This is a genomic window from Dehalobacter sp. TBBPA1 (genome assembly GCF_040931655.1).
GTDB classification, from domain to species: domain Bacteria; phylum Bacillota; class Desulfitobacteriia; order Desulfitobacteriales; family Syntrophobotulaceae; genus Dehalobacter; species Dehalobacter restrictus.
This window is the reverse complement of sequence record NZ_CP162385.1, coordinates 2,001,832-2,027,726: the sequence shown is the minus strand read 5'-3', so window position 1 is coordinate 2,027,726 and position 25,895 is coordinate 2,001,832. Positions and strand designations below refer to the sequence as shown.

Here is a 25,895-nt window from a genome sequence, read left to right as displayed (position 1 = left end):
TTGGAAAATCATTTGATTGATCTCATTGAACAGTTGGAAGAAGTGCTTGACCATGGAACCAAGGTGCCTTTAACCGGCAAGATCATGGTTGATGAAGAAACAGTATTAGAAATATTGGATGGAATCCGTTCCGTTCTGCCCGAGGAAATTAAACAGGCGAATTATGTTTTGGCTGAAAGAGACCGCTATATGGAAGAAGCCCGCAGCGATGGGCAGAGAATTGTAGACCGGGCGCAAAAGCAGGCTGACCAGCTGCTTCAGGAAAATGAGATCGTTGCTCAATCCCGGGCCTATGCCGAAGAAATTGTCTTAAAGGCGCAGCAGTATTCCCGCGAGGTAAAATTAGGCGCTTTGAAATATTCCGATGATCTGCTTCAGGATATTGAATCAAAAATGGGAGAGGCTTTTCAATCCATCAAAGCCAGCCGGGAAGAATTAAATGCTATGGCCCGTTGGGATGAACGGGTTCAGACCATGGAGCAGGAATAAACAAATTTATCTTAATGGCGGTGCACTTTTTTCCATATTCCAATCATGAAGACAATGAAAAGCAGGGCCAAGCTGCATAGGCAAAAATACAGGCTGCTCCATCTTAAGGACAACAGCCAGGAAGCATCACCCCCAGTTGGCTGTACAGGGAGGCCGGAGGTTGGAATATGGCTGAATTTTAGCAGTAGCTGACTGATCAGAAGCGCCAAAAAGGAATGGATAGTTCTACCGGCTATAAATGGAAGGAGCCGAAGATCTGTCGACGCCGTAAAGCTGGATACCTGTGCAAAAACAGAAATCCCCCCCCATCCAAGCAGCAAGGCAAGGACCCCAATCTTGCTGTTCAGGGATGAAAAGGCCTGGACGGCGGCATTACAGCCCAAGGTGGTTTCCAAGAATCCCTGGATGATGGCATTTGCTTCCAGAATAGAAATGGACCCGGCCGAGAGGAAATGGAATGTGTCGGCTAGAACGGAGCTTAGATGCGTTACTGTTAGAAGATGGGTTATTACAGAGAAAAAAATGATATATCCTCCAACCAGGATAATCGTTGACGTACTTTCCCTGACTGCATCAGCCAATAATGCGCCAATGGTTTTATTGTTTTGTTGGAGGTTTTTTAATTCACGCAAAGCCTTTCTCCAGGAAGAATTCGTTCTTGGAATAGCCTTTTCGGATGAAACACCATAATTACGAAAAATCAAACCGACCAGCAGGTTGGCCAGATAAACAGATCCTGCAATAATAATGCCCAGGGCAGGGTTTCCAAGCATCCCCGACGCCACTGCCCCGAACATAAAACCTGGACTGGGATTGCTAGTAAAAGCAAGAAGTCTTTCCCCTTCGATCCGTGTAATATCTCCGTTTTTCCTTAGTTTGCATGTCAGTATCGCTCCGATCGGAATCCCCGAAGTATGTGTCATGGCCAAAACAAAAGAGGCTTTGCCCGGCAGGCGGAAAACAGGACGCATCAGTGGTTCGAGCAAGACTCCCAGAAAGTTGACTAGGCCAAGCTGCAGAAGAAGTTCAGAGACAATGAAGAATGGAAATAAGGCCGGCAAGATATAATTTACCCAAAGCGTTAAGCCTTTGGCGGCAGAACTCAATACTTCCTGAGGATAAATGAACATACAGGCGGCAAGTATTAAAAAGAGCAGGATTCTCAGGAATGGCAAGGCAGTCGTCACCATCCTTTAGCGTATTTAGAACGGAACACCAAAAGGGGTTGACAGGGCACAAAGATATGATAGACTCTTTATAATCAGCTCATATATTGTTTACTTTATTTCACTCATATTTAGGGTATTCCTATATGTGATTTATATAACCGGAGTATACAAAGATAAGAAAGAGAAAAAAATACAATATTATATAGGCAATGTATCTTGATTGGTGGAAGAGAGTAAAGGAGTGTAATTTGTGAAGATTCTCGTGCTAAATTGCGGCAGCTCATCGCTCAAATACCAGATGATGGATATGGAAACGAAGAGTGCGATGGCAAAAGGCCTGGTGGAAAGAATCGGGCTTCCCGGAGCGATGCTTACGCATCGTCCGAAAGGTGGAGAAAAAGAGGTCATTGTTGCTGATTTGCCGGATCATACAGCTGCGATCAAGTTGGTTTTACAGGCTGTGATCGATCCGAATTTTGGTGTTTTAACGTCACTGGAAGAAATTGATGCAGTAGGGCACAGAGTTCTTCATGGCGGAGAAAAAGTGTCCGGCTCCGTGCTTGTGAATGAAGAGGTCAAACGGGCGATTGAAGAGTGTTTTGAACTTGGACCGCTTCATAATCCCGCCAATCTGGCAGGAATTATTGCTTGCGAACAGATGATGCCCGAGACACCACAGGTTGCCGTGTTTGATACGGCATTCCATCAAACGATGCCTCCGGAGGCTTATATCTACGGGATACCTTACGAGCTGTATGAAAAGTACAAGATTCGCAGATACGGTTTCCATGGGACCTCACATAAGTATGTTAGCCAGCGGGCCGCGGTGGTCATGGACAAACCACTGGAAAAGTTAAAGCTGATCAGCTGCCATCTAGGTAACGGATCCTCGCTTACGGCCGTAAAATATGGGAAATCGATCGAAAATTCCATGGGGTTCACCCCGCTGGAGGGGCTGATGATGGGCACCCGGTCGGGGGATCTTGATCCGGCCATTGTTCCGTTTATCATGAAAAAAGAAAGGATCTCCGGGGACGCAGTCAATGCGCTGTTAAACAAGAAAAGTGGCGTACTTGGCCTTTCGGGAGTCAGCAGTGATTTTCGCGATTTACAGAAGGCTGCTGACGAAGGCAATTACCGTGCCCAGCTTGCCCTGGATGTTTTTGTTCATGACGTTAAAAAATACATTGGTGCCTATGCTGCAATTCTAGACGGCGTCGACGGGATCATATTTACAGCCGGACTGGGAGAAAACTCTCCTTTAATTCGCCGGTCAATCTGTGATACGCTGGGCTGCATCGGTGTCAGTATTGACGATGAGAAAAATGAAGCGGCCGTAGGGCAAGAAGTGGACATTTCCAAGTGGGGAGCCAGATGCAAGGTTATGGTTATCCCGACAAACGAAGAACTTATGATTGCCTTGGATACTGAGGAAATCATCCAGAAGATGTAATCCTTTCTTGACAAAGAAAAAAGTGATAACTATAATTACAGTTGTTGCATATCGAGGTGATTGCTGGTGATCGTCAATGTTTTTCAATTAAGGCGGGCCGAGGGTGGGTCAAAAACTTTTAGTTTTAATGAAGAAAATTTTCCACCTTTGCAGCTCGGAAATGAGTCTTATCGTTTCTTAACCCCGCTTGAAGTGGAATTAAAAGCTGAAAATGTTGGCAAATCACTCTTGGTGAATGGGAAAATATCCTCTGTGATTGCTGTTAGTTGTTCCAGATGTCTGAAAGAATTTCCGTATAATCTGAAGATTGTTTTTGAAGACGAATGGGTCCCGGCAGAATTTGCTTCTGAAGCCGGAGACGACAGCATACTGGTTTTTGAAAAGGACGAATTCCCGATTGACGACAGGATTGTAGAGCATATGCTGCTGCAGCTTCCTTTAAAGTTCTTATGTTCTGAAGACTGCAGGGGGCTCTGTCTGAAATGCGGAGCTGACCGCAATGTGAATCCTTGTTCGTGCTCCACTGAGGATATTGATCCTCGCTTAGAAATATTATCCAAATGGAATAAGGGGGTGTAATATCAATGGGTGTTCATCAAAATAAACAATCCAAATCTAGAGTCCGCAGGCGCAGAGCAATGGATAAGCTGTCCGTTCCTAATCTTGTGGAATGCCCCCAGTGCCATCAACAGAAGCTTCAGCATCATATTTGTGCGAACTGCGGCTATTACAATGGCAAAGAAGTCATCTCTATGGGTGAATAATAAGTTAGAGTACTCGAAAAAAACAGATCAAAGCTTGGCGTCAGCCAAGTTTTCTGTATATAATGAGAGAAAGGGGGTATGTCGTGGATGAAAATCGCCGTTGATGCCATGGGCGGAGATCATGCGCCCGGAGAGATTGTCAAAGGCGCCTTAAAAGCGGCCAAGATTCTTCCGGATATCCAGATCATCCTTGTCGGACAGAAAGACAAGATAGACTTACATATACCTGAAGACTTAAAAAGCACGATTGAGATTTATGAATGTTCCGAAGTCATTGAGATGGATGAACATCCGGCCGCTGCGATTAAGAAGAAAAAAGATGCCTCTATTGTTGTCGCCACGAGACTCGTGAAGGAAGGATATGCGGATGCTCTGGTGTCAGCAGGCAGCACCGGAGCACAGATGGCTTCAGCTTTGCTGGGCTTAGGCAGAATTAAAGGAATTAACCGGCCTGCAATCTGCACGGTCCTACCGACGCTTCAAGGTGGAAAGCTGCTGCTCGATGTCGGTGCCAATCCGGATGCCAAACCGGAAAACCTTCTGCAGTATGCGATGATGGGAAGTATCTACGCCGAAAAGATTCTGGGGCTTAAAAGTCCCAAGGTCGCCTTGCTGAATATCGGCAGTGAAGAGGGTAAAGGGAACGAACTTGTTCAGGCTGCTTATGACCTGCTAAAACAATCTTCCCTGAATTTTGCCGGAAATATTGAAGGCAGGGACATTCCCTATGGGACTGCAGATGTCATTGTCTGTGATGCTTTTGTCGGCAACATTGTACTAAAAACCATTGAAGGAATGTCATCATCGCTTTTCCAGCTGATTAAACAAAAAATTACAGCTAGCACTATCAGGAAAATAGGAGCAATACTGGTTAAACCCGGATTGAAAGAAATTGCACACATGCTGGATTATTCTGAGTACGGTGGAGCCCCGCTTCTCGGAGTGGACGGTACGAGTATTATCTGTCACGGAAGTTCCAAAGAAAATGCTATTTTTAATGCTGTTCGTGTAGCCAAAGAATGTATCGAAGGACAGATTATTGAAAAAATCGTCGATGGTTTAGAAAAAAGTACGCAAAAATAGACTGCTGCCATGAAAAAGTTGCTTGCATTATTGATAAATACTGGTACAATTCTGAATAAAAGACTTTACTGCTCAGAATAATAGGGTAAGAAATAAACTATCTGAGAGGGGGTGGCATAAATGGATGTATACGAAAAGGTAAAAGCAATCGTTATTGATCAACTGGGAGTAGGCGAAGATGAAATTACTCCTACCACGACGTTCCAAGCTTTAAACGCAGATTCTCTGGACATTGTTGAGCTTGTCATGGCACTTGAAGAGGAATTCAACCTTGATATTGCCGATGAAGAGGTGGAAAATATTCAGTCCATTGCTGATGTTGTGAAGTATGTGCAAGAGAACCAATAAGCCTAGTTTCGAGGCCCCGTAGTTAGGCTACTACGGGGCTTTTAACTCATTCAGGATGAAAGGAGCAATACATGGCCAAAAGAAACCGCCGCGCGTATTTCCATAAGAGTTCCCGGAATAAATACCTTGAACAAACGGGAGAAGTTGAATCCTTTATCAGCCAGTTAGGGCTGGAAAACCTGCAAAGCGAACTGATTTTTACTGCGCTGACGCATCCTTCTTTTACTTTTGAAAATCCCAACAGCGGGTTGGAGAATAATCAGCGGCTGGAGTTTTTAGGCGATGCCGTTTTGGATTTTATCATTGGCGAGTATCTCTATCAGAACTATCCGGATAAGCCTGAAGGTGAACTTACCAAAATGAGGGCTGCAGTTGTCAATGAAACGACGCTGGCTAGAAAAGCCCGCAGTATTAACTTGGGCCAGGCGCTCTTTCTGGGTAAAGGGGAACAATCCTCTGGCGGCAGGGACAGGCCGTCCATCATTGCCGATGCGCTGGAGGCAGTCATTGGAGCGATTTATTTGCAGTATGGCTTTGAAAAAGTTCGTAAATTCATACTCGACATGCTTGTTCCGGAGATTCTGGAACTTAACGAAGGAAATTATGGAGATTTCAAAACCATGCTTCAGGAAAAAGCGCAAAAGAAGGAATATGAGGTTTGCTACAGGATCATTGAAGAGACAGGGCCCGACCACGATAAGCGGTTTACTGCAGGGGTCTATCTTCATGGTGAACTGCAGGGAAAAGGAATCGGTAAGACCAAAAAAGAAGCAGAGCAGCAGGCAGCCCATTTTGCGCTGAAAGCATGGGAGGTATAAATTGGTGATACCTGGAATGGACGCGGAATTATTTCTCAAATCGATTCATATTCAGGGATTTAAGTCTTTTGCAGATAAAACAAAAATTGACCTGCAGCCGGGCATGAGCGTCATTATCGGACCAAACGGCAGCGGCAAGAGCAACGTCGCTGATGCTGTACGCTGGGTGCTTGGTGAACAAAGTGCCAAGAGTCTCCGCGGAAGCAAAATGGAAGATGTCATTTTTTCCGGAAGCTCGTCCCGCAGGCCTGTAGGGATGGCGGAAGTATCTCTGCTCTTTGATAATGCTTCAGGTCTTTTTCCGCTGGATTATGAGGAAGTTGTTATTACCCGCCGGGTTTACCGGGATGGAGAAGGGCAGTATTTTATCAACCGGACGCCTTGCAGGTTAAAAGATATTCAGGAACTTTTTCTTGATACCGGCTCGGGAAAAGAAGGATTTTCAATTATCGGACAGGGCAGGATTGAGGAGATTCTAAATCTGAAATCTGATGAAAGGCGTCTCCTGATTGAAGAGGTCGCCGGCATCAGTAAGTTCCGCCTGCGCAAGAGAGAAGCTTTGAGAAAACTTGAGGATACCCGGCAAAATGTCGATCGTCTCAGCGATATCATCGCCGAAGTCGAAGCCAGAATCGAGCCGTTAGCCGAACAAGCCGAAACAGCCAGGACAAGCAAGGAATTAATCTCAGGTCTGGAAAAGCTCGAGATTAATTTAATCGTTAATGAACTTTCTGATATACACAGTAAGCTGACCAATGCCCAGACCTCTGAAGAGACGCTGCGTCAGGAATTTACGGCACTGACAACGAGGGTCAATGAAGAAGAAAACCTGAGCGTACGCGGCAGGTACGAACTGAATCAATTGGAACAACGCGTTCAGGACCTGCAGGGGGAAATATACGCTCTCGAAAATAAAATGAACGAAGCAGAGCACGAATTATCCCTGCTTTCCGAGAGAAGCGGCTATATCCAGGAACAATTTGGGCGCCTGCAAAAAGAACTGGCGGTCGCACAGGAAACGATGGTCGCATCCGTTGAGAAAAAGAAAAACCTTACTGCAAAGCAAACACTTCTGCAGGAGATCCTCCAAAATGCAGCTAGGGATATAAAAGAGAAAGAACAACAGCTGGAAGAGCTTCGGAAATTAAGCGGGGAAGCACGTCTGGAAGAGCTGAAAACGGAAATCTTTGAAGAACTCTCCAACAAGAGCAAACTGGCTAGTGAAATTGCTGAAATTAATCAAAAAAAAGAAGCTCTTCTTCAACAAGAGAAACAATATACCCGAAATATCAAAGCCAAAGAAGCAGAGAAGGAATCTGTGCTTCAGGAGATTACTGCCCAAATTGAGGAAAAACAAAAACTGGAAGCCAGAGAGATCGAACTTCTGAGAAAAATAGAAAATATCAGGAAGACGATCCAAAACAACAGGCTGGAAGAACAAAATGCCGAGACTGCGTGCTCGGAGCTTCAACGTAAAATTGACCAGGCTGGGGCGAGACTTCATGCCCTCCATACACTCCAGGACAGTCTGGAGGGGTATAACAGGGGTGTCAAGGAGACGGTTCTGGCTTACCGGAAAGGCCAAATTACCTGTGAGACTATATTCGGTACAGTGGCCGACAATATCGAAGTAGAAGCCAAATATGAGCTTGCAGTGGAAACCGCTTTGGGGAGTTCTTTGCAGAACATTATTGTGGAAAAAACCGAGGACGGGAAAAAGTGTATTGAGTACTTGAAAAAGACGAACAGCGGCCGCGCCACTTTCCTGCCTTTGGATGCAATCCGCGGAACGAGGCAGTCCCTTGACGACAAAACGAGACGGCATCACGGTTTTCAGGGGTTGGCGGTTGATCTGGTCAAGTTTGAGCCACGTTTTAAAGATATTATGGAGTCGCTGCTTGGAAGAATTCTGGTTGCAGACAATCTGGATTCTGCGATTGAGCTGGCTAAAGCTAACCAATACCGGGTTAGGGTAGTGACGCTCTTGGGTGACCAGGTCAACATCGGCGGTTCGCTTACCGGCGGAAGCACAAGATCTCAAAGCAGCGGCCTCTTAAGCAGAGCAAGAGAAATTGAAGAACTGTCTCTGAAGACTAAGGACATGCAGGCCGAACTGGAAGAAAAGAAGCAGCGATACACTGCCATAAAGAAAGAAATGGAAGGCCTCGAGGAAGCGAAAGAAACCATTGATATGGAATTGCTGAAAATTAATGGGGCTAAAGATATCATCGATGTGGACAGCAAACACCACGAGGAAAGAATGAACCGGCTGGAACAGGATTTCCGGGTTATCCGGTATGAACTGGATGAAGTCTGCAGTGAACTGACAGCATTTGCTGTCAAATATGAAGAAACCAGACACTTACTGAACGAAACAGAACAGAAGATTCTGGCTCTGCAGTCAGAGCAGACCGAGCAGGAACAACTGCTGAAAGAAAAAACTTCAGAGGCGCAGGAAATCTCGGAAAAGATTACTGCGGCCAAAGTTGAGGCTGCCAGATCGGAGCAGGAGTTTAACCAGATCATTCAGCAGATCACTGAGGAAAATGAGCGAATTCTAGTTAATAAAGACCTGATCGCAGAGAAGAACAAGGAGATCGTCGGGCTTCAACAGGCTGAGCAGGAACTGTATTCCGGCAAGGAACAACAAGAAAATAGTGTTCAGGAATACACGGCCCAAATTGATGCTCAGAAATTCAAGCTTATCGAATTGCGCAGGGAAAAAGAATCTTTCTCAGCGAATAATCTCAAGCAGGAACAGGATATTCAGATGCTGCGGAGTCAGGCCAGGGACATGGAACAGCAGATTCATCAGAATGAGCTCCGAATTGCCCGCTGGCAGGGTGAATGGGAATCCGGAAATGACCGCCTTCAGGAAGAATACCACTTGGCTTGGAAAGACGCGTTAGGCTATCTTTCGCCTGAAAAGAAAGACTCTTTACAGGAGAAGATTGCTTTTTACAAACAAAAAATCGAAGAACTTGGACCCGTAAATTATACAGCTCTTGAGGAATACCCGGAAACGCTGAAACGATTTGAATTCCTGTCCACCCAGAAAAATGATCTAGATGAGGCCGGAAGGACACTTCAGGAGCTGATCGGGGAACTAGACAAGAGCATGATCGAACGTTTTCAGGAAGGCTTTACGGCCGTCAATGAAGCGTTCAAAGAAGTATTTAAACAGCTTTTCAACGGCGGACAAGCTGAACTGTTACTGGATGATCCGGACAATCTTCTGGAGACCGGAGTCAGGATCATGGCCCAGCCCCCGGGCAAAAGGGCACAGCTCCTGTCGCTTCTGTCAGGCGGGGAGAGGTCATTTACGGCAATTGCCTTGCTGTTTGCGTTCCTGAAAGTCAAACCGAGTCCGTTTTGCCTCCTGGATGAGATTGAGGCGGCACTGGATGAAGTCAACGTCAAAAGATTTGTGCAGTATCTGCGCAAACTATCCAAACATACGCAGTTTATTATTATCTCGCACCGCAGGGGAACCATGGAATCCGCGGACAGGCTGTATGGAATCACCATGGAAGAATCCGGCGTATCGAAGCTTTTGACTGTTGAGCTTGAAGACAGAATAGAGGCTCCGGCAATTTAAAAGTATTTTTGCTTGGGTTAGTCTCCATAATGGATGGCCGCTTTCGGCCGTTGCGTCCTCCTTGACGCGTCGCTCCTTGCCATCCATGGCATCGCGACATTAGGCCATCCATGGCCGTCAAAAGGCCGCGCTGCGCACTCCATGCTCCGCTTGACGCTGGTCATCTATTACGGAGACCTAATTTGGAGTTAGTGATTCTTTTGAAGCTAATGTGCTTTGGAGTCGCTGAACTAGTAAAACGTCCTAAATTCTGGCATGCAGACATGCTTGAATAAGCCTATGATCAGTCTGGGGGCCACAGTTCCGCTGTGAGCGGAGCAGGATAGCGAAGCGCGGCCTTTTGTGCCATGGATGGCACAACGGCCGGAAAGCGGTATTGTGGCCACCAGACTTACCCAAGATTAATTTAATAGTTTGTAAATAAATTTCAGAATGTATGTTCCAGCCTCAGGGTTGGTCGAATGGACCGAGTTGTTAGAATTAACCGAGTGTGCTAAAATTTCAGTTGTGCCAATATTGCTTTGATAGGAGAAGATGAAGTGGCGGGAATATTTTCCAGACTTAAAGAGCGCCTGACCAAAACCAGAGAAGGTTTTGTCGGCAAAGTTGAACAGCTCTTTACCGGCTCAGGCAAAATTGATGAAGATCTTTATGAAGAATTGGAAGAGATTCTACTTCAATCAGATGTAGGTGTCAATACAACGCTGAAATTGGTTGGAATGCTGCGTGCATCCGTCAAAGAACAAAAAATTAACGACCGCTCCGAGCTGAGGGATGTACTGCAGGAACATATTACTGCGCTATTGGGTGAAGAGATTCCCTTGTCTTTTGCAGATTCCAAGCCCACCGTCTATCTGATCGTTGGTGTCAACGGTGTAGGAAAAACGACCACGATCGGCAAGCTCGCCAAAAATCTGCAGGGCCAGGGTAAAAATGTTTTGCTGGCGGCAGGGGATACTTTCCGAGCAGCAGCGATCGAGCAATTGGAAGTATGGGGAGAACGGTCCGGGACAGAGGTCATCAAACAGTCGGAGGGGGCTGATCCTGCTGCGGTGGCTTTCGATGCGCTTCATGCGGCAAGATCCCGGAATACAGATGTCCTATTGATCGATACTGCCGGAAGACTGCACAATAAAGTGAATCTGATGAAAGAATTGACCAAGATCAAAAAGGTGGTCGAGCGCGAAGTTCCGGATGCCCCGCACGAGGTGCTGCTGGTACTCGATGCGACGACCGGACAGAACGCCATTCAGCAGGTGAAACTGTTCAAGGAAGCAGTCGATGTGACAGGGATCATACTCACCAAGTTGGACGGTACAGCTAAAGGCGGTGTAATCCTGGGGATCCGCAATGAAGCGGATATCCCGGTAAAATTGATTGGAATCGGTGAAGGGGCAGAGGATTTAAGGCCTTTTGAACCGAGGGAATTTGCCCAGGCACTGTTTGACCGTTCTGAGGAGGAATAGTCTTGGATTTTGCACTGATTGGCGGTACCGGAGTTGAAAATCTGACGCTTGACGATAGGACCGAGAAGACAGTTGAAACGCCGTATGGTTTTGTTCAGCTGGCTGAAGGGTTCATCGGCGGGATTGGAATGGTGTTTTTAAAAAGACATGGTGCAAAGCATACCTGCCCGCCTCACCTGATTAATTACCGAGCCAATATCTGGGCGCTCAAAAAAATAGGCGTGAAAAAGATTCTGTCGACAGGTGCAGTAGGCTCCCTGTCTGAAGCTTATCGAATCGGTGATATTGTCTTGCCGGACCAGTTCCTCGATTTTACGAAAAGCCGCGCGGCGACTTTTTTTGAGGATGGGGAACAGGGGGTTTTGCATGTCGATGTTTCGGAACCTTACTGTCCCGATGTGCGTAATCATATCATAGAAGGTGCAGCAAGATCTGGCCTAAACGTGAAAAACGGCGGGGTCTATGTCTGTACCGAAGGTCCCCGTTTTGAAACTCCGGCGGAAATAAACATGTTCCGGATGCTGGGCGGGCACCTGGTAGGAATGACCGGAGTTCCGGAAGTGGTATTGGCCAGGGAACTTGGAATGTGCTATGCGACCATGGCCCTCGTAACCAATCAGGCTGCGGGCATTAAAAAAGACCCATTGACACATGCCAAAGTAATCGCTACTATGGACTTGTTGAGCAAAACTGTGGCAGCATTGGTGGAAAGCACCTGTAAGATCATGGATCATGACCAGCGGTGTTACTGTACTACCGGAAGCAAAGAAGCAGGCTTATTTTAAAGGTTGACACCAGCCAAGTTTTCTTAAGAAAGGCGGAAATCGTGTGAAAGCGCTTCAATGGCAGGGAGATCATTTGTTGATACTCGATCAGACGAAATTGCCGTTTGTCGAACAATACCGCGAAATACATTCTTACAAAGAAATGGCAGAGGCAATAAAAAATATGGAAGTTCGCGGAGCTCCGGCAATCGGGGCGGCTGCAGCCTACGGCTTTGCGCTGGGGGCTGCCGAATACCGCGGAAGCGGTGAAGACTTTAAAGATTATATGGATGAGGTTCGAGCCGTTTTGGAAGGAACACGTCCAACTGCTGTAAACCTTTTTTGGGCACTTAGAAAAATGGAAGATAAATTCAGAGAATTTCTGAATATGAATGATATCGGAAATATTCGGGCAGCTTTAATCAATGAAGCGAATGAAATTGCCGAAGATGACCGCAGAATGAATAAACGTATTGGGGAATATGGCAACACGCTGATTCCGGAAAAAGCAAATATCCTGACGCACTGCAATACAGGCAGTCTTGCTACGGTTGAATTTGGGACAGCTCTGGGGATTATTAGGACTGCACATGAATCCGGGAAAAAAATTCATGTCTTTGCAGGCGAAACGAGACCCCTTTTACAGGGAGCTAGATTAACGGCCTGGGAGCTCCTTCAGGATCAGATCCCGTTGACGTTGATTACGGATAATATGGCCGGCTATCTGATGCAGCAGGGGAAAGTCGATATGGTTATCGTAGGGGCGGACCGTATCGCCGCCAACGGCGATACGGCCAACAAGATCGGAACCTATTCGCTGGCCGTGCTGGCTGCTGCTCATCAAATTCCGTTTTATGTGGCGGCACCGACAACGACCATTGATTTGAAAATATCTGGAGGGGACGAGATCCCTGTGGAAGAGCGGGACGATCAGGAAGTTCGAAAAATCATGGATGTACGGATTGTTCCCGATGAAGTCAGTGTGTACAATCCTGCTTTTGATATTACGTCGGCAAAATATATTACCGGGATTATTACGGAAAAAGGGATCATATCCCCGCCCTACTCTGTAAATATGGTGAAGATGCTGGTAAGATAATACAAAATAGAAAAAAACATTCGGCTCAAATGGATTTCTGTACAGGTTCATTTAAGCCGTTTTTTTCTGCAAACAGGGGTCAAATAATATAGAAGAGAAAGAAGGTAACAAACAATGTCCAGGTATCTAATCAGAGCGATGATTTTGCCGATGACCGATGCGCAGGATTTCTACCCGCAGGGAGAAATTGCGATAGACGGGGACCGGATTGTTTCTGTCGGGGAGAGAGGAACAGCCCCGGCGGGTTTTAATCCGGACAGAGTCCTGGATTTAACCAACCATGTCGTGATGCCCGGACTTATTAACACGCACACGCATGCTGCAATGACACTGCTGCGCGGCTATGCCGATGATATGCCGCTTATGCCTTGGCTGCAGGAAAAGGTCTGGCCTTTTGAAGATAAAATGACACCGGAAGATATCTACTGGGGGAGTTCGCTTGCTCTTTGTGAGATGCTCCGTTCCGGTACGACGACCATGACGGATATGTATATCAGTGAAGAAGAAACGGCCAGGGCAGTTTTGGAATCAGGGACCAGAGCACTGCTGTCCCGCGGCATGATTGATCATAATAAAGAAGCCGGCAACAGATCGCTGCAGGAAAATATTGAATTATTCCGGAAATATCATAATGCCGGGGACGGACGAATTAAGATTATGTTTGGCCCGCATGCCCCGTATACTTGTTCCGGAGAATTTCTGCTGACTGTAAAACAGGAGGCCGATAAGTTAGGAGCCGGTATCCATATCCATCTCGCGGAGACAGAATCCGAAATCGCTACAATCAGGGAGAGATATGGAACAACGCCGCTCTGCTGGCTGGAACAACAGGGTATACTGGGAGGACAGATTATTGCTGCCCATTGTGTTTACCTGAATGATGCCGAACTTGATATCCTTAAAAGGTATAACGTAGGGGTTGCCCATAACCCGGAAAGCAACATGAAGCTGAGCAGTGGAACAGCGCGGATTCCGGAAATGCTTAAGCGGGGGATTGCTGTCGGACTCGGAACAGATGGTGCTTCCAGCAATAATGATCTTGATATGTTTGGGGAAATGCGTTCGGCTTCCTTCCAGCAAAAACTGCTTGGCTCCCCTGAAGACCTCAAAGCCTATGAAGTTCTGAAAATGGCGACGGACGGAGGGGCAACCGTGGCAGGATTGAAGGATCTAGGCAAACTTCAGCCCGGCTATAAAGCGGATATGATTTCGATTGACTTTGATCAGCCGCATTTCTATCCGAGGTTCTCAATACCTTCGCATCTGGTTTACTGTGCCAGGGGCGGGGATGTCAGAACGGTGATCGTCGACGGAAAGATCCTGATGGAAGACGGGAGACTGCTGACACTTGATGAGCAGAAAATCTGCCGCGAAGCAGAAAAAAGAGCCAGGAGAATAGCGTCTGAAGTCTGAGCTTTTCGCTATCCTGCCGACTCAGTAAAACAAGGGAAATCCTGTAAAATTTCATAAAGAAATGATTGAAGAATTTACTGAAGAATTTTCTAAAATAAGTTGCTGGGGCAGGCTGAAAAATGCTTTTTCGAACTCTTTAGCCGGCATAGGCTTGGCCAGATAGTAGCCTTGAATCTGATCACAACCCAATTCTTTGAGCACGTCGTATTGGGCTGCAGTTTCAACGCCTTCGGCGATGGTTTTAATTTTCATAAAATTCGCCAGCACAATAATCGAACGCACAATTTCTTTGTCAAACTCATCATTGACAATATGATCAATTGAGAGTTTGGAAAATTTTATGCGGTCGAATGGGAACATCTTCAAATGATTTAAAGAGGAATAACCAGTCCCAAAGTCATCAATTGAGACAGAGATTCCGATATCCCTGATCGTTTTGGTAATCTCGTGAATATCGTAGGCATCTTCGATTGCTATGCTTTCAGTGATCTCCATATCAATCCATTCCGGAGGAACAGCATAGAACTTGATTGCTGATTTGATCATTTCCCCAAATTCTTTATGATTTAGCTGTTTGATCGAAACGTTGATGCCCATTTTCAAAGTGGTCTGATAACGGTTGTTCCATTCGGCAATTTGGCGGATCGCCCTGTTTATCACCCATTTTCCAAGCGGAATAATCAGGTCTGTCTCTTCTGCAATCGAAATGAATTCGCTCGGAGGAATTGAACCTTCAGCTGGACTATTCCAGCGGAGCAGTGCTTCAATCCCGATAAGACTGTTATCCGGTATGCTGAACTGGGGCTGGTAATGAAGTGAAAATTCTTTATCATAGATCGCTTTTCGCAATAAAATTTCAAGCTTTAGATTCCTTTGGAGGATCGCATTGATTTGCTCATTGAAAAAGACGTATTTATTGAACCCTATTTTTTTGGCCTCATACATTGCTATATCGGAATTCTGGATCAGGGCGTCAAGACTTGAAGCATCATGCGGGTAAATGGAGATCCCGACACTGATCGTTATGTGGAATGTATATTTACTGAGCTGGATTGGTTCTGCACAGATGGAGATGATACTTTGAGCCAGGTTCTCAATATCTCCGTTGTGATATTTGCCATGGAACGCCAGCACAAATTCATCACCGCCGAAGCGGGCCAGCAGGTCATGTTCAGGATCGATAAATTTCTGGAGACGCTTGGAAAGTGCAATGATCAGTTTATCTCCGATAATATGGCCATAAACATCATTAATTGTTTTAAACCGGTCAATATCGAGAAATAACAGGACGAGAATATGATCGTCCTGGCAGCTTTTGATTTTTTCCTGCACAGCTTCCAGAAAGAAGCGGCGGTTATAAAGCTTGGTTACGATATCTTGACTGGAAAGATAATGCAGCTGGCGGTTTTTCTTCTCGAGTTCCCTGGCTTTTTCCGAAAGCTCCCGTGTGCGTTCATCAATACGCTTTTCAAGTTCAGCGTTCAGCTCCTTTTCTCTTCTTAAGAGATGCTGGTCTCTGATGGAATTCTGAATATGATTGCTCAGTATTCCATGAAGAAAGATAATGATGAGATAAATCAATAAGCTCTGAATATCGAATCCAACGAAAAACAGGATGATAATTGGACCTACCAATAAGAGCAGCCCCTGATTCCGGTAACCTTCGTTGGAATAATCCCCATAAAGCTCAGGATCATCAGCCCCTGCTTTTATATCCTCGGGTGTTATAAGCGCACTGAGCGCAATGCCTAGCAATGTCGCCATATAAACCGAATCAATCACTGAATTCGGAATATAAAGATCATGCAGATAGAGATAATAATAGACCAGATCGATCAAAGCAAAGGCCAAAACGGCACCTGTTGCAAGCCGGACGGAGGCTGCGATATTACCGGCCCGGATTGAGAAGAACCAGATGGCTATACCGGTCATCATGCCAATATCAAGAAGAATGCTCATAGCTGAAGTCCAGCCGCCTTTGGAAACGAGATAAAGGTTCTCGTAGTTCGCATCAAAGTAAATGATCCAAATCAGCAGCAGAATGGAAACAGACATCGCCAGACTGTCAATCAGTAGCTGCAGGACATTCCATCTTCTGAAACGGTTTAGGGCAAAGATGACAGAACCGATCGAAAGAAAAAGATTGGTGCCAAAATACAGGGCTGCAACAAACAAATCATCTATTGGATCAATTCCAAGTATCCAAATAGAATAGTCCCACATGAAGTCACCGACTGCCCAAGAAAGGGAAGCAAAAGAAAAAAACAGCCAGATGGTACGAACATACTTTGGCTGGCTTGATTTATAATAGGCCTGCAAAAGCAGAAAAAATGAAATCAGTGCACCAACCGGCGAGAGAATATTTCCCCAAAAATCGGATTGGCTAATGGTCGCAGTAAGGTAAAAAAGATAATAAACAGCAATGAAAACAAAAATCAGTGTCTTATTCTTTGTTACTTTCATATTTATTTCTCCGTACAGTATTTATCAATCATATTATCGGAATTTTCTTTGATTTTCTGAAATATATGTAATATATTACCACAAAAAAATAGCAATTTATACATAAAAATGTAAATACATTGATCATAAAGTCAATAAAGTCAATTATAAGCATAAATAATAAAAGATAATAAATAAAGTGAACTAGCTCTAAAAATGCTAAAACCAGACAATGATTTGCAAATTTCTTATTATTTTGACTTGCTAATCCCAATCCAACAGTAAGTGAAAAACACACGCAAGTAAAAAACTTGACAACGAAGGTATTTTTGGATAAGATACAAATGGTGTAAAGCAAAAATACTTTACAGTGAGGCCGGAATATCAAAATGAAAGAAATCGCTGAAAAAGCCTTGTTATTTGATTTTTATGGCCCTTTGCTGACAGAAAAGCAAGGAAAAATATGGGATTTGCACTATCAGCAGGATTACTCACTGTCTGAGATTGCTGCCGAAGAAGGCATCAGCCGCCAGGCAGTTTATGATTTACTCAAAAGAACTGAAAAGATTCTGGAGGGATATGAGCACAAGCTTGGACTCATTTTCCGATTTATCCAGGAAAGAGATAAATTCCACCGCATAGAGTCTTTGCTGGAAGAAGCAAAACAAGAAGATTTCTCCAGCGGATCTGCCTGGAAACGTCAGTTGGATATAAATATGCGGATCAAAGAGATTATCGCAGATACACTCGAATAGCGAATAAAAATACGAAGGGGAAAGAAGGGACGCCGGGATGGCAATGTTTGAGGGTCTAAGCGAAAAACTCCAGGCTACTTTCAAAAGACTTAGAGGAAAAGGTAAATTAACCGAAGCCGATGTTACAGAGGCCCTGCGTGAAGTTAGAATTGCGCTGCTTGAAGCAGATGTCAATTTCAAGGTCGTCAAAGAACTGATTGCCCGGATCAAGGAGAGATCTGTAGGTCAGGAAGTACTGGAATCCCTTACTCCCGGGCAGCATGTGATAAAAATTGTCCACGAAGAGATTATCCATCTGATGGGTGGGAGTGAAAGCAAAATATCGATTTCCTCCAAACCACCAACAATTATTATGCTGGTGGGATTGCAGGGAGCCGGAAAAACCACCCATGGCGCCAAGCTCGCCAATATGCTGAAAAAGCAAGGGAAGCACCCGCTGCTGGTCGCCTGTGACATCTATCGTCCTGCTGCAATTAAACAGCTGGAAGTTTTGGGGGAACAGATCAAGGTTCCGGTTTTTTCTCTTGGTCAGGAAAATCCTGTGAAGATTGCTTCCGAGAGTCTGGTATTTTCGAGAAAAAATGGCAATGATGTCGTCATCATCGATACTGCCGGACGGCTGCATATTAATGAAGAACTCATGGATGAACTGTCCAGAATCAAAGGAAATGTCAAACCGCATGAAATATTGTTGGTTGTCGATGCCATGACAGGTCAGGATGCAGTGAATGCTGCCGATGCTTTCCACCAACAGCTCGGACTTGACGGTGTCATTCTTTCCAAGCTTGACGGGGATACCCGCGGCGGTGCGGCGCTTTCCGTCAAAGCAGTGACCGGCTGCCCGATCAAATTTGCCGGAACCGGCGAAAAAATGGATGCTTTGGAAGTTTTTCACCCTGACCGGATCGCGTCCAGGATTTTAGGTATGGGCGATGTGCTGACTTTGATCGAGAGAGCCCAGCAGAATGTTGACGAGAAAAAAGCCAGGGAACTGGAAGAGAAAATCCGTAAACAAGAGCTTACGCTGGATGACTATCTTGATCAGATCAAACAGCTGCGCTCGATGGGTCCTTTGTCGTCTGTGCTGGAAATGCTGCCTGGAATCGGCAAGCAGCTGAAAGGCGTCGAGATCGATGAGAAAGAGTTCTACAAGGCGGAAGCCATCATCTGTTCGATGACAGCGGATGAAAGAAGAAAACCGATCCTGATCAAGGACTCCCGTAAAAAAAGGATAGCGAAAGGGAGCGGAACAACGGTTGTCGATGTTGGAAGGCTTCTTAAGCAATATGAACAAACCAAGAAAATGATGAAACAGCTTTCCGGACTCCCAGGGATGGGAGGAGCCGTCAAAGGCGGTACGAAGAAAGGGAAAAAAGGGAAAAAACAGGGCAAGAAATCTTTCCCAAAATTCCCTTTCCAGATATAGTGCCGATTTAAACACAATTTAAACAATCAGATATTCCTTTTAAATCATTGCGGACTCCCAAATATCATTGATGTTGTTGAATATATGGGTTTAGAGTTTGTTGGAGGAGGTGAAATTATGGCAACAACGATTCGTTTGCGCCGCATGGGTGCAAAGAAAAATCCTTTCTACCGTCTTGTAGTATGCGACTCAGCATCCCGCCGTGATGGCAGGGCAATTGAGGAAATTGGTTATTATGATCCTACCAAAAATCCTCATGAAATCAAGATAGATGAGATCAAAGCGCTGGAATGGCTGACTCAGGGAGCTCAACCTTCGGATACCGCAAAATCTCTGCTCAGTCAGGCCGGAATTATGGAGAAATTTCATAAATCCAAGTAAGCATGGAGGTGACTCCTGTGAAAGAAGTCGTAGAGGTACTAGCTAAGGCATTGGTGGATCATCCTGAAGAAGTTATTGTGGTTCAGAATGCTACAGAGAGAACTGTGCACCTTCAATTGACAGTTGCTCAGGAAGATATGGGCAAAGTGATCGGTAAACAGGGCAAGATCGCTAACGCTATCCGGACAATTGTCAAGGCTGCGGCCGTGAAAGACGGACGCAGGGTTATTGTTGATATTGACCAGTAAGGTTGGAAAGGGCTCAGGCCCTTTTTGACTTTACTGGTTTAGAAAAACGCTAAGTGCTTTCTGAACCATCTAAGGGCAGCTAAGACTGGCGACGGCCAAGTTTTCTTTAAATGGGATGATGGATCGCGGAACTCTATAAAGGAAAGGGCGTAACGCCTTGGAAAGTGTATTAATTGGAGAGGTCCTAAAACCGCAGGGTGTCAAAGGAGAAATCAAGGTATATCCGATTACGGATAATACGGAGCGGTTCAGGGATCTGAAAGAAATTTATCTGTCTGATGGAAGGACTGAAAAAAAATTTCATGTCCAGGGGGTAAGGATTGATCCGAAAGGTATCGTGTTCTTGACTTTGGAAGGCATTGCTACTAGGGAGGATGCTGAAAAGATCCGTGGATTTGAGGTCAGACTAGACCGATCGGAGATTCCTCCACTGCAAGACCGCTGGTATTACTTTGAGCTTGAGGGAATGCAGGTTTACGAGAATGATATTCTGCTGGGGACTTTGATAAGAGTTCAGGAAACTGGTTCGAACGATATCTATATTGTCCGCGGCGAAAAAACCGAATTCTGTGTTCCAGCCTTAAAAACCGTTGTCAAAAAGGTGGATGTCCCGGCGAAAAGAATGGATGTCATTTTGCCTCCGGGGTTACTCGATGATGAGTCTTAGCATAAAGAGAGGCTGCGTATGAAGTTTACGGTACTGACGATTTTTCCGGAAATGTTTGCGCCATTAAAAGAAAGCATTCTGAAAAGGGCTCAGGAAGCGGGCCTGCTTGAGATAGCGCTTGTTAATTTCCGCGATTATGCCGAGAGCAAACATAAAAATGTGGATGATATCCCGTATGGTGGAGGCTCGGGAATGGTTCTAAAGCCGGAGCCTCTGTTCAAGGCTGTCCGGAATTTGCCGGAGCCTGCAGGAAGCCGCCGAATTATTTTGCTCTCGCCTCAGGGAAAAAAATTTGAGCAGCGGGAAGCTTTGAGACTGGCTGGATATGATGAGTTAGTTCTTTTGTGCGGCCATTATGAAGGATTTGACGAGAGAATACGCGTCCTGGTCGATGAGGAGATGTCCATCGGAGATTATGTTTTAACGGGAGGAGAACTTGCTGCGATGGTGATGATTGATTCGGTGGCAAGGCTCTTGCCGGGCGTTCTCGGGAACAGTGTTTCTCAGGAGGATGATTCCCACAGTCAGGGTCTGCTCGAGTATCCTCAGTATACACGTCCTCCCGACTTTGAAGGAATGCAGGTGCCCGAGGTTCTGCTTTCAGGACACCACGCCAACATTGAGCGCTGGCGTAGAAAAGAGTCTCTGAGAAGGACTCTCCTGAAAAGAAGTGATTTAATCCCGCAGATAGAGTTTCAGCAAACAGATTATCCGCTTTTAGAGGAACTTACACTCGATCATCCGGAGATTAAGATTTACCGCGAGAAATGGGAGCATTTAAAGCCTGCTCTGAAGCGGAGACGACGAATTAAGAGCGAGTAGTATAAAGACCTATTGTGGCAGGTCTGCTTGCCAAAACTACCGCTATCGGCTATTGTGCCCTCCGTGGCGTTTCTAGTGCCGTCTTACGAAGTGAATGCTTATGCGTCTGAAGAAAGATCTGCATTCTGGCATGCAGATCTGCGTAAATAATCCTACGATCAGTCTGGGGGCCACAGTTCCGCTGTGAGCGGAGCAGGATTGCGTAGCGCGGCCTTTTGTGTCAAGGATGACACAACGGCCGAAAAGCGGTATTGTGACCCACAGACTAACCCTAGATTACTATTTAATAAGATCTGGAGGAAATAATGGGAGAACTATATGTAGCCCTTATTCACGCACCTGTCTACAACAAAAATATGGAGCAGATCGCAACGTCGATAACCAACCTTGATTTGCACGATATTGCCCGAAGCTCAACTACTTATGGAGTGAATACCTATTATGTTGTCCATCCCGGTCCGGCTCAGCAGGATCTAGCCCGGCGGATCATGGGCTTTTGGCGGGAAGGGTATGGCGCTGAATACAATCCCAATAGATATGAAGCTTTTGAGAAAGTGAAGCTTGCCTCGACGCTGGAAGAAGCTGTCCAGGAAATCAAAATCAAGAATCCCGGCAAGAAATTATTCACGGTTGCAACGGATGCGAGACTGTACCGGAATACGATTGAATATTCAGACCTGCGCCGGAAGCTCGAGGAAACTGATGAGGACTTTCTGCTGCTTTTCGGAACAGGTTGGGGCATCATAAAGGAAGAAATGGAAAAAGCAGATTATATTCTGAAGCCGGTTTACGGTTTCGGAGACTATAATCATCTGTCTGTCCGTTCAGCTGCGGCAATTATTTTAGACAGGCTCAGAGGCCATTAATTGGTTATTTTTTGAATTGACAAGGCACAAGAATAAAGTGTTTTTTTTCGGAGAAAATAGTGCTGGGGTGAGCTTATGAAAAACACTTTAATTCTGGGTGGGGGAATCGGCGGTATTGTTGCCTCCAATATTCTTAAAAATGCGGCGGGGGATTCCATGCAGGTAACGGTCGTGGACCGGGAACTCAATCATCACTTTGCAGCCTCTTATCCACTTCTGATGATCGGTCAGCGACAACCAGCGGATATAACAAGGAAGTTAACCAATTTAAAAAAGAAGAATATTCATGTTTTGCATCAGGAAGTACAGAAAATTGATTTAACCGGACATCAGGTCTCAACAAATCAGGGAGTCTTGCCTTTTGACTATTTAATTATTTCTTTGGGAGTGGAGTATCATACGGAGACCGTACCCGGATTCACAGAATATGCTTTAAATGCTTATGATTTTGATGGGGCAAGAAAGATAAATCAGCAATTAAACAATTTCTCCTCCGGACGAATTGTTTTTTTTATATCCAGCTTGCCATACAAATGTCCACCTGCTCCTTATGAAATAATGTTTCTTTTGGACCAGTTTTTTCGGAAAAGGGGAATTCGAAATAAAATTGAGCTTACCTTGGTGACGCCAGATTACTCCCCGGAGCCATTAGCCAAGCCCAAGGTTGGGCAAAGTGTAAGGAAAATGCTTGCTGAAAAAGGGATAAAATTGATCACGGAAGCGAAAGTGCTCAGGATTGAGGAAAAAGCTTTGATACTGGATCATGACACGAAAATTGCTGCGGATCTTTTGTTAGGTATTGCGCCTCACTGGACCCCGGAGGTATTACGAAAGTCAAATTTGGTGGATAGCAGTGGATTTGTTCAAGTAGACCTTCACACTTTGGAAACAAATTACCCGACAATCTATGCCATTGGTGATGCTGCAGCGGTAAAGCTTCCGGTAATTGGGGCCTACGCACCGAAAGCCGGTGCGTTTGCGCATTACCAGGCGGATGTTGTGGCAAGAAATATCTATCTTCTGTCCAGGGGGGCAAAGCCGGAATATACCTATAAAGGAAAGGGAACCTGAATCATGAATACCGGGTTCGGTCGAGCCCGATATTCATCGGTTCAGTATTATAAAGAACCAAGCCCATCAATCTCTCTATGGAAACCAACACGGACAGCCTATTTGGCAAAACTTGGATTTGAAAAATACTGGTTTGGCCGTTTTATATAATCCCGGAATCAGAGAGATCAGAAAAACAGAAATGAAAAGCAGATATGAAGGACAAGCAAAAATTGACGCTGTATCGAAAACTTTAAGAAATTAACTAGAGATTTAGTAAAAAAAATATAGTATATTGCGCATTTTTGGTGTGTGTGGTAATATGATACAGTGTAAAAAACGGATGGTCCTCTGGCTTGATGTAAGAAGTTAAGAACATCTAGGCAAGGAAGGGGGTAATTTATTATGGATTATATTCGTATGATTGAAGAGCAGCAGCTTAAAGATAATATTCCTTCATTCCGTCCTGGAGATACAGTCAAAGTACATGTACGTATTATCGAGGGTACTCGTGAGCGTATTCAGGTCTTTGAAGGGCTTGTGATTAAAAGGAAGGGCGATGGCTTAAGGGAGACTTTCACCGTGCGCCGTGTTTCCAACGGAGTAGGTGTAGAAAGAACATTCCCCCTTCATTCTCCACGTATTGACAAGATTGAAGTTGTACGTAAAGGTATTGTCCGCAGAGCGAAACTTTACTATCTGCGTGACCGTTACGGCAAATCGGCCAGAATCAGAGAACGCCGCTAATAACAGAGAAGATGGAAAAGAGCTGGAGAAATTCAGCTCTTTTGTTTTCTATGGAGGATTATGAACATTCAATGGTATCCTGGTCATATGACCAGAGCGAAAAGAAAGCTCGAAGAACAACTGGCTTGGGTTGATATTGTCATGGAACTGGGAGACGCTCGTTTGCCACTGAGCAGCAGGAATCCTCTACTGAAGCAGCTGCTTGGGAACAAGCTCCGCTTGCTTTTGTTGAACAAATCTGACTTGGCCGACAAAAAGAGGACCGATCAGTGGTTAGCTGAACTTGGCAAAGAAGGACCTGTTTTAGCGATTAGTTCCATGACCAATGTTGGCGTCAAAAAAATTGTCCCGCTGCTCGAGGAACTGATGACGGATAAAAGAGAACGGCTGGCCGCCAGGGGAGTGCGGGGAAGACCTATTCGCGTCATGGTTGTTGGTATACCCAATATTGGCAAGTCTACGCTGATTAATCAGCTGACCGGCGGTTCACAAGCCAAGACGGGCAACAAACCAGGTGTTACGCGCGGCAACCAGTGGATCAGGATACATGATAAAGTCGAGCTGCTTGATACGCCGGGTATGCTTTGGCCCAAATTTGATGATCCTGAAGTAGGCAGGAAACTCGCTGTGACCGGTGCGGTAAGAGATGAAGTGTTCGATCAGGAAGAACTTGCTCAGTGGCTGCTCGCCTGGCTTAAACAGAATTATCCTCTGGAACTGCAAAGCTTTTACAAACTTGAGGAAAACGAGACCGATCTTGAAGGGATTGGCCGCAGAAGGGGCTGTCTAGTCAGCGGTGGCAGAATTGATACCTTCAAAGCCGCCCAGATCTTTCTTCGTGAATTCCGCAGCGGTAAGATTGCCAAAGTGACTATGGACTAAAAATTTGACGCTTCTATACATTACGTAGACTGGTCTCTAGAGTATGTGCCACATTTTATTCAGCTGGGGAGATGAAGGAATGGATGAAATCGAAAGGATAGGGAAACTCCTGGAGATAGAAAAAGGTTTGTTTGCTGAAGGATATTCACGGATTGCCGGTATAGATGAAGCAGGAAGAGGTCCGCTTGCCGGTCCTGTCATTGCCGCTGCTTGTATCTTGCCAAGGGAGTTTGAGCTTCCCGGCCTGAATGACTCGAAGAAATTATCGGAAAAGAAAAGAAGGAACTTAGCTGAAGAAATCAAAAAGCAGGCTGTTGCTTTTGCACTGGGAAGTGCGACGCCCGGCGAAATTGACCTGTTAAACATATTAAGGGCCACAAAGCTGGCGATGATAAGAGCCCTGGAAAACCTGAAAATCAACCCTGATTACGTCATTATTGACGGCAGGGACATGCTGAATATTGATACGGCTCAGAAAGCCATTATTGGTGGAGACGGTCTTAGTGCGAGTATTGCCGCAGCTTCAATTCTGGCCAAGGTTACCAGGGATGCGCTGATGGATGAGATGCATCAGATTTATCCGGAATATCATTTTGATCAACACAAGGGTTATGGAACCAAGCTGCACATGGAGGTAATAAACCGCTTTGGTCCTTGCCCAATCCACCGGCAGAGTTTCTCCCCGATCAAAGAGATAATCGCCGGGGCACAGTATCAGCTCGGGTAATATTTGAGATTGTGGCGACATACAGAACATGTGTACATAAAGAACGAGATTTGTGATTACAATAGAATTTATTTCAGCAATAGATAAGGAATAGCTTGATTGTACCCGGCTATTCCTTTTTGATTTTTATCCAATGACGTATCCTATATTCCTAACTATTTTACTCTGATTCTTTCACCAACATAAATACGGTGTCTGCGCTTTCTTAAATGGGGATTCAAATTTAATAAGATGATGACAGTCACGCCGTGCTGGCGTGCAATCTTAGATAAATTGTCTCCCTTGTGAACCTGATGATGCAAACGGATCACTCCTTTAACTGAACTATATATCCATATTATGGAGTGACCTAGATTGTTCGTGTATGTACATATGGATTATTTTTTTGTTCATCATATTTATAAATTTATAATTTGAC

Annotated in this window: 26 protein-coding genes; 23 read left to right on the top strand and 3 right to left on the bottom strand. The window is 45.3% G+C overall.

Annotation, left to right across the window (positions count from 1 at the left end):
* A complete protein-coding gene (locus AB3489_RS09990) occupies positions 1–489 on the top strand; it encodes an ATPase (RefSeq protein ID WP_015044203.1) in 489 nt (162 codons plus the stop codon).
* A gap of 11 nt (positions 490–500) precedes the next feature.
* Here AB3489_RS09990 and ylbJ read toward each other — a convergent pair whose 3' ends face one another.
* Complete coding sequence (gene ylbJ, locus AB3489_RS09985; protein ID WP_019225656.1) at positions 501–1,679, bottom strand: sporulation integral membrane protein YlbJ; 1,179 nt, start codon at positions 1,677–1,679, stop codon at positions 501–503.
* A 229-nt stretch (positions 1,680–1,908) separates the two neighbouring features.
* Here ylbJ and AB3489_RS09980 point away from each other — a divergent pair, with 229 nt between their 5' ends.
* The 11 genes from AB3489_RS09980 to AB3489_RS09930 all read left to right on the top strand — a co-directional run bounded on the left by AB3489_RS09980 (position 1,909) and on the right by AB3489_RS09930 (position 14,464).
* Positions 1,909–3,111 carry an acetate/propionate family kinase gene (locus tag AB3489_RS09980; RefSeq protein WP_368292749.1) on the top strand — a complete coding sequence of 401 codons (1,203 nt, stop codon included), beginning with the start codon at positions 1,909–1,911 and terminating at the stop codon, positions 3,109–3,111.
* A gap of 66 nt (positions 3,112–3,177) precedes the next feature.
* Entirely contained in the window at positions 3,178–3,690 is a 513-nt protein-coding gene (locus AB3489_RS09975) for a DUF177 domain-containing protein (RefSeq protein ID WP_368292748.1), read from the top strand.
* Positions 3,691–3,695: 5 nt separating this feature from the next.
* Positions 3,696–3,875 carry a 50S ribosomal protein L32 gene (gene rpmF, locus AB3489_RS09970; RefSeq protein ID WP_015044199.1) on the top strand — a complete coding sequence of 60 codons (180 nt, stop codon included), beginning with the start codon at positions 3,696–3,698 and terminating at the stop codon, positions 3,873–3,875.
* Positions 3,876–3,962: 87 nt separating this feature from the next.
* A complete protein-coding gene (gene plsX, locus AB3489_RS09965) occupies positions 3,963–4,958 on the top strand; it encodes a phosphate acyltransferase PlsX (RefSeq protein WP_368292747.1) in 996 nt (331 codons plus the stop codon).
* A gap of 120 nt (positions 4,959–5,078) precedes the next feature.
* Positions 5,079–5,306, top strand: a complete 228-nt coding sequence (gene acpP / locus AB3489_RS09960) for an acyl carrier protein (RefSeq protein ID WP_015044197.1) — start codon at positions 5,079–5,081, stop codon at positions 5,304–5,306.
* Positions 5,307–5,377: 71 nt separating this feature from the next.
* A complete protein-coding gene (gene rnc / locus AB3489_RS09955) occupies positions 5,378–6,124 on the top strand; it encodes a ribonuclease III (protein WP_015044196.1) in 747 nt (248 codons plus the stop codon).
* 4 nt (positions 6,125–6,128) lie between these two features.
* Positions 6,129–9,722: a chromosome segregation protein SMC gene (gene smc, locus AB3489_RS09950; protein ID WP_368294617.1), complete on the top strand. Its 3,594-nt coding sequence runs from the start codon at positions 6,129–6,131 to the stop codon at positions 9,720–9,722.
* A gap of 539 nt (positions 9,723–10,261) precedes the next feature.
* Positions 10,262–11,188: a signal recognition particle-docking protein FtsY gene (gene ftsY / locus AB3489_RS09945; RefSeq protein WP_368292746.1), complete on the top strand. Its 927-nt coding sequence runs from the start codon at positions 10,262–10,264 to the stop codon at positions 11,186–11,188.
* Between the two features lie 2 nt (positions 11,189–11,190).
* Positions 11,191–11,973 carry an S-methyl-5'-thioadenosine phosphorylase gene (gene mtnP, locus AB3489_RS09940; RefSeq protein ID WP_368292745.1) on the top strand — a complete coding sequence of 261 codons (783 nt, stop codon included), beginning with the start codon at positions 11,191–11,193 and terminating at the stop codon, positions 11,971–11,973.
* 43 nt (positions 11,974–12,016) lie between these two features.
* Positions 12,017–13,051 carry an S-methyl-5-thioribose-1-phosphate isomerase gene (gene mtnA, locus AB3489_RS09935; RefSeq protein WP_368292744.1) on the top strand — a complete coding sequence of 345 codons (1,035 nt, stop codon included), beginning with the start codon at positions 12,017–12,019 and terminating at the stop codon, positions 13,049–13,051.
* Positions 13,052–13,165: 114 nt separating this feature from the next.
* The gene (locus AB3489_RS09930) at positions 13,166–14,464 is read left to right on the top strand and encodes an amidohydrolase (protein WP_019225648.1); all 1,299 of its coding nucleotides are present in this window, start codon (positions 13,166–13,168) and stop codon (positions 14,462–14,464) included.
* 51 nt (positions 14,465–14,515) lie between these two features.
* On the opposite strand, the gene AB3489_RS09925 is transcribed toward AB3489_RS09930, so the two are convergent.
* Entirely contained in the window at positions 14,516–16,927 is a 2,412-nt protein-coding gene (locus AB3489_RS09925) for an EAL domain-containing protein (RefSeq protein ID WP_368292743.1), read from the bottom strand.
* Positions 16,928–17,295: 368 nt separating this feature from the next.
* Here AB3489_RS09925 and ylxM point away from each other — a divergent pair, with 368 nt between their 5' ends.
* The 11 genes from ylxM (at position 17,296) to AB3489_RS09870 (ending at position 25,477) form a co-directional block, all read left to right on the top strand.
* Positions 17,296–17,661 (top strand): YlxM family DNA-binding protein, encoded by a 366-nt coding sequence (gene ylxM, locus AB3489_RS09920; protein WP_368292742.1) that lies wholly within the window; start codon positions 17,296–17,298, stop codon positions 17,659–17,661.
* A 43-nt stretch (positions 17,662–17,704) separates the two neighbouring features.
* Complete coding sequence (gene ffh / locus AB3489_RS09915; protein ID WP_368294616.1) at positions 17,705–19,087, top strand: signal recognition particle protein; 1,383 nt, start codon at positions 17,705–17,707, stop codon at positions 19,085–19,087.
* A gap of 117 nt (positions 19,088–19,204) precedes the next feature.
* Positions 19,205–19,468, top strand: coding sequence for a 30S ribosomal protein S16 (gene rpsP, locus AB3489_RS09910; RefSeq protein ID WP_015044187.1), 264 nt, complete (start codon positions 19,205–19,207; stop codon positions 19,466–19,468).
* Between the two features lie 17 nt (positions 19,469–19,485).
* Positions 19,486–19,716 carry a KH domain-containing protein gene (locus AB3489_RS09905; protein ID WP_015044186.1) on the top strand — a complete coding sequence of 77 codons (231 nt, stop codon included), beginning with the start codon at positions 19,486–19,488 and terminating at the stop codon, positions 19,714–19,716.
* Positions 19,717–19,873: 157 nt separating this feature from the next.
* On the top strand, positions 19,874–20,383 hold the full coding sequence (gene rimM, locus AB3489_RS09900) for a ribosome maturation factor RimM (protein WP_019225644.1): 510 nt from the start codon (positions 19,874–19,876) through the stop codon (positions 20,381–20,383).
* A gap of 18 nt (positions 20,384–20,401) precedes the next feature.
* Positions 20,402–21,205: a tRNA (guanosine(37)-N1)-methyltransferase TrmD gene (gene trmD / locus AB3489_RS09895; RefSeq protein WP_368292740.1), complete on the top strand. Its 804-nt coding sequence runs from the start codon at positions 20,402–20,404 to the stop codon at positions 21,203–21,205.
* 305 nt (positions 21,206–21,510) lie between these two features.
* Positions 21,511–22,071 carry an RNA methyltransferase gene (locus AB3489_RS09890; RefSeq protein ID WP_019225642.1) on the top strand — a complete coding sequence of 187 codons (561 nt, stop codon included), beginning with the start codon at positions 21,511–21,513 and terminating at the stop codon, positions 22,069–22,071.
* 75 nt (positions 22,072–22,146) lie between these two features.
* Positions 22,147–23,142 carry an NAD(P)/FAD-dependent oxidoreductase gene (locus tag AB3489_RS09885; protein ID WP_368292739.1) on the top strand — a complete coding sequence of 332 codons (996 nt, stop codon included), beginning with the start codon at positions 22,147–22,149 and terminating at the stop codon, positions 23,140–23,142.
* 384 nt (positions 23,143–23,526) lie between these two features.
* Positions 23,527–23,868, top strand: a complete 342-nt coding sequence (gene rplS, locus AB3489_RS09880; RefSeq protein WP_015044180.1) for a 50S ribosomal protein L19 — start codon at positions 23,527–23,529, stop codon at positions 23,866–23,868.
* A gap of 60 nt (positions 23,869–23,928) precedes the next feature.
* Positions 23,929–24,750 (top strand): ribosome biogenesis GTPase YlqF, encoded by an 822-nt coding sequence (gene ylqF / locus AB3489_RS09875; protein WP_368292738.1) that lies wholly within the window; start codon positions 23,929–23,931, stop codon positions 24,748–24,750.
* Between the two features lie 79 nt (positions 24,751–24,829).
* Positions 24,830–25,477, top strand: a complete 648-nt coding sequence (locus AB3489_RS09870) for a ribonuclease HII (protein WP_368292737.1) — start codon at positions 24,830–24,832, stop codon at positions 25,475–25,477.
* 155 nt (positions 25,478–25,632) lie between these two features.
* On the opposite strand, the gene AB3489_RS09865 is transcribed toward AB3489_RS09870, so the two are convergent.
* Complete coding sequence (locus tag AB3489_RS09865) at positions 25,633–25,788, bottom strand: LysM domain-containing protein (RefSeq protein WP_256364967.1); 156 nt, start codon at positions 25,786–25,788, stop codon at positions 25,633–25,635.
* Between the last annotated feature and the right edge of the window lie 107 nt (positions 25,789–25,895).